The following is an 8,688-nucleotide window of genomic DNA, read 5'->3' as shown; positions in this document are numbered from 1 at the left end:
CATTTCTTCTGAAACCCAATTAATATTCTTTGTTTCCACCGTCAAACCTGTACCTGCTTTTTCTAGTGTGATAGAAGAAGAGGATATCGCTTTGGTTCCAATTAATCGTTTAGCAATATACTTCCCAAGATATTCATGCTCTTCTTGGTTAGTGACGGTTAAGGTTTCTACATCTGCAGGTGCTTTCATTTCAGCGAGCAGCATGTTTTTTTGTTCAGTGGTCAAATTTTCACCCAGTGTTACCACTTGATCCCCAACTGCCGCATCAGCAAAAGCACGAATTGGGAAGAATAAACATAAAATTAAAGCAATAATACAATACTTTTTTATCATGATCTGTTTCATAGTCTGCCTCCTTATTATGCTAGACGAAAATCGATACAAAAAGATTCACTTTAAATTAAAAGGAAATTTCTAGCTGCTATCTAGTATAAGCAGATTCACCTAAAGTTACAAAGAAAAATATAGAATACGAACGAAAAAGTCTTTACCTTCTAAGTATTTTACAAAAAGATTAAAACCTGATTTGTCAGTAAAGACTTGTTATAGTAGAATGGAATCGACATATAAAAGTTGATGCGTGAACTTACCGGGTGAAGGAGAGCTATGCTGTTATGAAACAAAACAACTATATCTTGCTTGCGCTCCTGCTAGTGATGGGATTGGTTTGGGGAATTATTTACTGGGTGTTCATCGTTTGACCGAGGAGAATGCTAATTAGGGTAGCATTGAAAGAACAGGTATTATTATGTATGATGTACTATATTCTTAAAAATACTACGTACTTAAGTGACGAGGGATCCTATGTTTATAAGATATAAAAAAAATCATGAAAAAATTGCAATGGGCTTATTGTCGTTTATGCCGGATTTAAAGGACATAAAAAAATTACAGACGACAATGAAGGATTACGAATCTGATGAAAGTTTGCAGCTTTTGCTATGGAAAGAAGAAGAAATAATTGGTGTGGCTGGTCTTAATCTTTCTCAAGAAGGAATCATTAAAATTCAGCATATTTCTGTCAATCCTTCCTTCAGGGCCCAAGGTGTGGGCAAGGCAATGGTGAAAGCAATCATTGAGCAGTATCCCGATAAAGAGGTCCAACCGACAGATGATGTAGCGGAGTTTTTTGGTAAATGTAATCTGCCCGGAAATGAAACACCTGCATAAATAGAAGAAAAGATGCTATTCCTGGTAATGGATAGCTTTTTTCTTTGGCTTGTTGTCTATTAAAAAATAAAAAAGAAGCAATTCCTATAGGAATCGCTTTTTTTATGCTTACGTTTGTGTTTTTTTCCTGCGTAACCGCAACTGCCTGTTTCTTTCCTGAATGACCTCTGTGCGGTCTCGTAATGTGTGACGATGTATGAGATCGGCATTGTTTAAATTGCTTGGCATACACCAGGAAAACCCGGAATTCTTACAGGAAGTCTGGCAGACATTTATCAATTCTGTATCAGTTAATGGGAGAGTGATGCTCTGATAAGGGGTTTGGTTATGTATGTGTCTTTCAATTAGCGTAATCATATCGAGCAATTCTTTCGGGTTCATTCCGAGTTCAGTTATAACATCTTCTTTTTTTGAAAGGATTTCTTTCGCTTTTTTTATCGTTTTTGCTGCACCATTGTAATTCCCACGCCGTTGATGGTAGAGTGCGACAGCAAGCTGGATAAATCCGACCCAATGTGAATCCCGTTCACCAGGTGAAACCTCTTTCCAATATTCCTCAAGAATTTCATGACACTCAAAATAATCACGGCTTCCATGAAATTCGACTAAGTAATCAATATATTCAGCTGGATAGCTCATTTGCAAACATCCCTTCCGAAAAATTTATCCTAATTGTATCATATGAGATCTTGAGCTTGAATGTTTACAGAAAAACCTGCTTGCCATTATGGCAAGCAGGTTTTGATACCCCGATTAGTTTATAACCAGGATGCACCTATGATGACTAACAAAATGAACAGTACTACGATTAATGCAAAGCCGCCTCCGAAACCGAATCCGCCTTCTCCCATGTAAGTACCTCCTTTAACTTCTTACTGCTTACCTTTTTAAAATATGCACGGGAGAAATTTATGTATGGGCTCCGGCCTGTATTTTATAAAAGACGGGCTAGGAAATTTTTCAATAGCTGAAAACGAAGATTGTTATTGGATAAAACAAGGCAATCCTCTATACTAAAGGATGGAACTCGATGAACAAACAAGACAATCATGATTTATAGTGGGGTTTTATAGTGGGTTATAATATTAAAATTGATGCATTCGAAGGTCCGATGGATTTACTTCTTCATTTAATCAATCGGCTGGAGATTGATATTTATGATATTCCGATGGCTGAAATTACTGAACAATACCTTGGGTATATCCATACGATGAAGAGTCTCGAACTAGATATTGCAAGTGAATATTTAGTGATGGCTGCTACCTTGCTGGCGATTAAGAGTAAGCAGCTGCTGCCTAAACATGAGGACGAGACATCCTATGATGAAGATGGGGTGGAGCTTGAAGAGGATCCTCGTGAGGAACTCGTTGAAAAGCTGCTCGAATATAAAAAATATAAGCAAGCTGCGATAGAGTTTAAAACGTTAGAAGAAGAGCGGAGTTTATTTTTCTCAAAACCGCCGAGTGATTTCTCGGAATTCACTAAGGAAACGGAAACGGTGAAGCCAGAACTGAATATCAGCTTGTATGACATGCTGGGAGCCTTGCAAAAATTGCTTCGCCGGCAAAAATTACAGAAGCCATTACATACCAAGGTGACTAGACAAGAAATATCTATAGATAAGAGAATGGGCGAAATATTAACGAATCTTCGTTCCTTAAGCGGCAGAACCAGCTTCTTTTCTCTATTCCCTGAACCTGAAAAGGAACATATCGTCATTACCTTTTTGGCCGTATTGGAGTTAATGAAATTAAATCAAATCCATGTGGAACAAGATACGAATTTTTCTGAGATCTTTGTTGCAGCTAAGGAAGGTGTAGGAGCAGTTGGAAGTTACTAATTGGAAAGGCATACTAGAAGCCATGCTTTTTGCAGCCGGAGATGAAGGCTTAGCGTTAAAGCAAATGGCTTCAGTATTAGAATTAACTGAGTCAGAAACAAAAGACATTATCACTGAATTACAAGAAGAATATCTGCAAGAATCAAGAGGCATTCAATTACTGGAGCTTGCAGGAGTTTTCCAGCTTGTAACTAAAAAAGAACATTCGGATTATCTGAAAAAACTGGTGGAGACATCAAGCTCTCATGGACTATCTCAGGCTGCTTTGGAGACACTAGCCATTATTGCGTATAAACAGCCAATTGCTAAAGCACAGATTGAAGAAATCCGGGGAGTAAAAACAGAGAGACCGATTCATACCCTTGTTTCTAAAGCATTAATTAAAGAAGTTGGTAGAATGGAAGGTTCCGGAAGAGCTTATCTATATGGAACCACCAAAGAATTTCTTGATTACTTTGGACTTAATGGGATAGAGGAACTTCCTGCTCTAGATGGCCAAAATGACCAGGATTTCGAACAAGAAGAAGCAGATTTATTTTTCGAGACATTTAAAGGCTCAATCGAATAACATTTTCACTGAAAATGTGTTAATATACTACTAATATGACAATATTTGAGATATCGAGGTGTGGATGTGGAAATTCTCGAATGTGCAGGTCTTGAGCTTGAAAAAGAAAAATCAAATTCACCCGAGGATCTCTTCAATCGGTCAACCGTTAGGTATAAAGAAGGAAATGAAGAAAAAAGGTTTCATGTTGTGTATTTGCGGGTTTTTGATGAGCTTTTGCGAGAACTAACACCATTTACTGAAAATCCTCTTTATAAAGGAATGACAAGAAATTTCTTTTTTTATGATATTGTAGCGTTAGCTTGTTTAATGAATGATGCCAATTTATCGAGACGGAAACGATTATATTTGAATTCACAAGAAGAATTCTCCGCTTACTTCAAAAATCTCGACTTTGATTTCCTAAAACAAACAATTAAATGTCTGGATCAGGGACAAAGTGCGATTGTAAACAGATAAACTGATTATACCTGTAAAAATTTACTGAGGAGGGTTCATGGTTGGGTAATTCAATGGTTAAATCTCAGCTTGATGATGTGCGAACGTTTTTAGGCGATACGGTAAGCAGACTTGAGGAGTTCTTGAATGAAACCACTCTCTCGCAGCTGCAGCAAGAGAAGCTGGGAGAGGATCTCTATTATAAGGGCATCCTATCTGGGCTTAGAAGATTACTTGTTAACTGTGAGGAGAATCTAGAAACCTGCCAGATCATCCTTAATAATGAGATCTTTCATAAAGGTGCCGCAGAAAAAACCCTATACAGAGTTTACCACCAATGTATTGAGGAATATTTCTCTCCAAAATCTGATCGGTGGTTTGAAGACAGCCGTGCCGCGTACACAGGGAAAAATTCGATTAAGTTCCATGGTGAGGTTCCCGATCGTATCGTTCAGCTTCTAAAGAATCTTGAGGCAAACTTCCAAACATTTCGTGAAGAATTGGAATTCTATGAAACGGATTACCGAACAAAAATGATGCAATCAAAATAGTTGATAAAGCTTTATAAATTCTGCGGTTAGACAGAGCGGATTTTATAAAGCTTTTTTTGTGCACCTATACCTCCTAGGATTCATAAAATAGCTTGCTAGTTGCCTAGAGGAGGTAGAAAAAATGAAGAAATGGAAGAAGTACGTAGTTGATATTCGAGAGTGGCTGAAAGAGACATCTCAATTAATCCCGGGTAAGTTTAGAGATGGTGAAATGCTTTACTGTAACGAAAGGATTAATGTACTGCTTGATAAAATCGAAGCAGGTCAAGCAACTGAGGCAGATCTGGTCATGTTAAATGAGGAATTACGCCTGTTTGCGGATCAATGTTCATCCATATTGACGAATGAACCGGATAGAGAAAAAATGAGTGTACCTATTGGCAAACATCAGCTTCCGCCGCTTGGATATCCTTATAATGCGTTAGAACCTGCTATTTCGGAAGAAACGATGCGTCTGCACCATGATAAGCATCATCAAGCATATGTTGATGGGTTAAATAAAGCGGAATTAATGATGGAAAAAGCACGAAAAACAAATGATTATTCGTTGATAAAGCACTGGGAACGAGAAGCTGCGTTCCATGGCTCAGGTCATTATTTGCATACGATTTTCTGGGAAAGTATGAAACCAGGGGGCGGGGGGAAACCCACTGGCAAGCTTCTCGCGCAAATCGAGAAGGATTTTGGCAGTTTTCATGCCTTTAAAAAGCATTTCAGTGAGGCAGCGAAGCAAGTAGAAGGAGTAGGATGGGCAATCCTTGTCTGGTCCCCGCGTGCACACCGACTTGAAATCTTGCAGACAGAACGACATATGATTTTAACTCAATGGGATACAATCCCGCTGCTAGCCCTTGATGTCTGGGAGCATGCCTATTATTTACAATACAAAAATAAAAAAGCAGCCTATGTGGATAATTGGTGGAACGTGGTCAACTGGAACAATGTTAGTGAACGCTTTGAAAAAGCACAGACAATTAAATGGAAGCCTTATTGAATAGCGTCCAACAGGTACTTAAAAGAGATCCATGAATATGATGCTCGATTTTTCTTGTAATAACCCTTGTCTCTTTGCATAAACTTGTACAAAACCACTAAAGGGACGAGGGGAATACATTGAGATTTCTAAATAGGGTGCTGCCCCTTTTGTTAATTTGTTTGCTTTGTACGGGAGTGCTGCCGGAAAAAGTGCACGGAGAACCCGTTGTTACTGCAAGAAGCGCTATCTTAATGGATCAAGACAGCGGCCGGGTAATATTTGAAAAGAATATTCATGAGATAAGCCGGATTGCAAGTATTACGAAAATAATGACGGCACTACTAGCTATTGAATCAGGAAAAATGAATAAGACCGTGAAAATAAGTGATGACGCCATTGGTACAGAAGGGTCTTCACTTTTTTTAAAGCATGGTGAAAAAATGAAGCTGGAAGATTTGGTTTATGGATTAATGCTTCGTTCAGGCAATGATGCAGCGGCAGCGATTGCAGAAGAAGTAGGCGGCAGTCCAGAGGGCTTTGTCTTTTTGATGAATAAGAAAGCAGAGGAAATAGGGATGACCAATAGTCATTTTACCAATCCTCATGGACTTGATAATACGAAAGATCATTACTCAACTGCTTATGATATGGCTCTTTTAACTCGATACGCTATGCATAATAACGAATATAAGAAAATAGCCGGAACGAAAGTACATCGGGCACCGAATTCTATGGAAAACTGGGATTATAAATGGACCAATAAAAATAGATTGCTGACAAGTTTATATAAATATAGTACCGGGGGGAAAACAGGCTATACTAAACTGGCAAAACGGACCCTTGTATCGACGGCCACGAAGGATAATATGAATTTAATTGCGGTTACGTTAAATGGTCCAGATGATTGGAACGATCATATTAATATGTTCGAAACTACGTTTACTTCCTATCATCAAGAAGAAATTCTTTTTGCTGGGGAAGTAAAGAAAGTCAGGATTAAACAATACCAAAATAATTTATATATTAAAACGAAGTTTGTTTATCCATTAAAAAAAGATGAAGAAGATAAGGTGAAAATTGATTATCTCTTATTGAAGCCTCATTGGAAGGATGAACGTGATATTCCTGAGGTGGTGGGTAAAGCTGTGATTTATCTTGATGGCAAAGAAATAGGAAGACGATCTGTTTTTTATGGTAAACCTAAAGAAGTTATGAGTTCAACTAGTTTGGGTGCTGTATGGAAGGAAATGTTCCTTTCTATACTGGGAATCAAAAATGGTTAATTATATATGGGTTGGGATGACTTTAATAGGTGTTTTATTCGCTATGGTAAATGGAACAATGGAACAGGTCAATGAAGCGTTATTTGTTAGTGCCAGAGAGGCCGTTACACTTTGTCTGGGTCTAATGAGCATCCTCGTCTTCTGGCTTGGACTGATGAAAATTGCGGAGGCTGCAGGATTGTTAGACAAGCTTTCTGTCTTGTTTAAACCGTTGATTACCTGGCTATTTCCTGATATTCCTCCGCAGCATCCGGCCATGGGGTATATCTTATCCAATATGATGGCCAATTTATTCGGCCTTGGAAATGCGGCAACACCACTCGGGATTAAAGCGATGGAACAGCTGAAGCTGCTTAATGGAGGCAAGTCATCCGCCAGTCGATCGATGATAACGTTTCTAGCACTCAACACATCAAGTGTCACACTAATTCCAACAACGGTCATTGCTATTAGATTGAACTATCACTCTGCTTCTCCGACTGACATCGTATTCCCAACGATTATTGCTACAATTATATCAGCAATCGGCGGAATCGCCATTGACCGCTATTTTTATTACCGACGTAAACGGAACGGGGTGGAATAGATGATTGAATGGATGGCAGCTATATCTATATGGATGATTCCTATTTTAATTTGCATTATTTTACTTTACGGAACGTTTAAAAAAGTTCCTACTTATGAGACCTTTGTTGAAGGGGGAAAAGAGGGAATAGAAATATCATTTTCTATTATTCCTTTCCTAGTAGGGATGCTTGTCGCGATATCGGTTTTTCGTGCCTCAGGAGCACTTGACTTTCTTGTCGAACTGTTAAGGCCCGTTCTTACAGCTATTCATGTTCCGCCTGAAATCCTGCCGCTTGCCATTATTCGGCCAATTTCAGGAACAGCGGCTCTTGGTATGACAAGTGATTTAATTTTATCTCATGGTCCGGATTCCTTCATTGGCAGACTTGCATCTACGATTCAAGGAAGCACCGATACCACCTTTTATGTCCTTACCGTTTATTTTGGCGCTGTGGGAATTAAAAAAATGGGTGATGCGGTTAAGGTTGGTTTATTGGCAGATTTAGTTGGTCTTATTGCCGCAATCGTCGTTGTGGTTCTTGTGTTTGGAACGAAATGAATGCATGAGAAGCTGGAAGATACCAGCTCTTTTTTGCGTTCTGTCAAATTACTCAGCAGTCCATTTTTTGATGATTCAAAAGTCCTTGTGGTACACTTCATAAGGGTCCATTTTTTAGGGAACAGTTAGTATATAATAAAAAGCGTTTGTTTTTTTGCTTCAATGTGTAATAATTGTATGATTGCAGTAAGAGATATACAAATCAAAAGGAAACTTTAGAGGTGAAGATAGATGGAAAGATTACAAAAAGTTATTGCCCATGCAGGGCTTGCATCAAGACGAAAAGCAGAAGAAATGATTACCGAAGGAAAAGTAAAGGTTAATGGCAAGGTAGTGAAAGAGTTGGGTGTGAAAGTCGGCCTTCATGATAAAGTTGAAGTAAATGGAGTGCCAATGGAGAAAGAAAAATCAGTGTATTTCTTATTTTATAAACCACGTGGTGTAATTTCAGCTGTAACAGACGATAAAAACAGAAAAGTTGTAACAGATTTCTTCCCAGAGATCCCAGAAAGAATTTATCCGGTTGGACGTTTGGATTACGATACATCAGGTTTGCTGATTTTGACGAATGATGGTGAATTTGCGAATATTATGATGCATCCCAAACATGAAGTAGAAAAAATTTATGTGGCGAAAGTAAAAGGAATGCCTTTCCGTGAAGATCTTAAAAAGCTGGAAAAAGGAATTAAACTAGAGGATGGAGTGACAGCTCCGGCCAAGACTAAAGTACTTTCAG

General features: G+C 38.5%; 13 protein-coding genes. 10 read left to right on the top strand and 3 right to left on the bottom strand.

The window, feature by feature from the left end; genetic code table 11:
• Positions 1-345: DUF1002 domain-containing protein (locus AC52RT_RS15005; protein WP_495541490.1), on the bottom strand; the 345-nt coding region annotated here is incomplete at its 3' end.
• Positions 346-804: 459 nt separating this feature from the next.
• Between AC52RT_RS15005 and AC52RT_RS15000 the strand changes: the two genes are divergently transcribed.
• Entirely contained in the window at positions 805-1,170 is a 366-nt protein-coding gene (locus AC52RT_RS15000; RefSeq protein ID WP_495541489.1) for a GNAT family N-acetyltransferase, read from the top strand.
• Between the two features lie 108 nt (positions 1,171-1,278).
• On the opposite strand, the gene AC52RT_RS14995 is transcribed toward AC52RT_RS15000, so the two are convergent.
• Positions 1,279-1,809 (bottom strand): DUF309 domain-containing protein, encoded by a 531-nt coding sequence (locus tag AC52RT_RS14995; protein ID WP_495541488.1) that lies wholly within the window; start codon positions 1,807-1,809, stop codon positions 1,279-1,281.
• Between the two features lie 119 nt (positions 1,810-1,928).
• Positions 1,929-2,021 (bottom strand): YjcZ family sporulation protein, encoded by a 93-nt coding sequence (locus tag AC52RT_RS14990; protein WP_081704860.1) that lies wholly within the window; start codon positions 2,019-2,021, stop codon positions 1,929-1,931.
• 221 nt (positions 2,022-2,242) lie between these two features.
• Here AC52RT_RS14990 and AC52RT_RS14985 point away from each other — a divergent pair, with 221 nt between their 5' ends.
• The 9 genes from AC52RT_RS14985 to AC52RT_RS14945 form a co-directional block, all read left to right on the top strand.
• Positions 2,243-3,010 (top strand): segregation/condensation protein A, encoded by a 768-nt coding sequence (locus AC52RT_RS14985; RefSeq protein WP_495541487.1) that lies wholly within the window; start codon positions 2,243-2,245, stop codon positions 3,008-3,010.
• Entirely contained in the window at positions 2,997-3,578 is a 582-nt protein-coding gene (gene scpB / locus AC52RT_RS14980; RefSeq protein WP_495541486.1) for an SMC-Scp complex subunit ScpB, read from the top strand. The genes AC52RT_RS14985 and scpB overlap by 14 nt, the downstream gene beginning before the upstream one ends.
• A gap of 66 nt (positions 3,579-3,644) precedes the next feature.
• Entirely contained in the window at positions 3,645-4,037 is a 393-nt protein-coding gene (locus AC52RT_RS14975; RefSeq protein ID WP_495541485.1) for a hypothetical protein, read from the top strand.
• Between the two features lie 41 nt (positions 4,038-4,078).
• The gene (locus AC52RT_RS14970) at positions 4,079-4,567 is read left to right on the top strand and encodes a YpuI family protein (protein ID WP_495541484.1); all 489 of its coding nucleotides are present in this window, start codon (positions 4,079-4,081) and stop codon (positions 4,565-4,567) included.
• A gap of 121 nt (positions 4,568-4,688) precedes the next feature.
• Positions 4,689-5,561 (top strand): superoxide dismutase, encoded by an 873-nt coding sequence (locus AC52RT_RS14965; protein ID WP_495541483.1) that lies wholly within the window; start codon positions 4,689-4,691, stop codon positions 5,559-5,561.
• A gap of 119 nt (positions 5,562-5,680) precedes the next feature.
• Positions 5,681-6,826, top strand: coding sequence for a D-alanyl-D-alanine carboxypeptidase family protein (locus tag AC52RT_RS14960; protein ID WP_495541482.1), 1,146 nt, complete (start codon positions 5,681-5,683; stop codon positions 6,824-6,826).
• Entirely contained in the window at positions 6,819-7,412 is a 594-nt protein-coding gene (locus AC52RT_RS14955; protein ID WP_040374481.1) for a nucleoside recognition domain-containing protein, read from the top strand. Before AC52RT_RS14960 ends, AC52RT_RS14955 begins: the two co-directional genes overlap by 8 nt.
• A complete protein-coding gene (locus AC52RT_RS14950; RefSeq protein ID WP_495541481.1) occupies positions 7,413-7,952 on the top strand; it encodes a spore maturation protein in 540 nt (179 codons plus the stop codon).
• A 231-nt stretch (positions 7,953-8,183) separates the two neighbouring features.
• A partial coding sequence (locus AC52RT_RS14945) for a pseudouridine synthase (protein ID WP_495541480.1) occupies positions 8,184-8,688 on the top strand: 505 nt, incomplete at its 3' end.

Source organism: Peribacillus sp., from assembly GCF_059453735.1.
Note: the sequence above shows the minus strand (reverse complement) of the source record. Positions and strands in the feature narration are given on the sequence as shown.

What these genes read in the sequence shown, in the direction of transcription:
- AC52RT_RS15000 (WP_495541489.1), top strand. Translation starts at nt 805, where the DNA reads ATGTTTATAAGATATAAAAAAAATCATGAAAAAATTGCAATGGGCTTA.
- AC52RT_RS14995 (WP_495541488.1), bottom strand. Translation starts at nt 1,809, where the DNA reads ATGAGCTATCCAGCTGAATATATTGATTACTTAGTCGAATTTCATGGA.
- AC52RT_RS14990 (WP_081704860.1), bottom strand. Translation starts at nt 2,021, where the DNA reads ATGGGAGAAGGCGGATTCGGTTTCGGAGGCGGCTTTGCATTAATCGTA.
- AC52RT_RS14965 (WP_495541483.1), top strand. Translation starts at nt 4,689, where the DNA reads ATGAAGAAATGGAAGAAGTACGTAGTTGATATTCGAGAGTGGCTGAAA.
- AC52RT_RS14955 (WP_040374481.1), top strand. Translation starts at nt 6,819, where the DNA reads ATGGTTAATTATATATGGGTTGGGATGACTTTAATAGGTGTTTTATTC.
- AC52RT_RS14950 (WP_495541481.1), top strand. Translation starts at nt 7,413, where the DNA reads ATGATTGAATGGATGGCAGCTATATCTATATGGATGATTCCTATTTTA.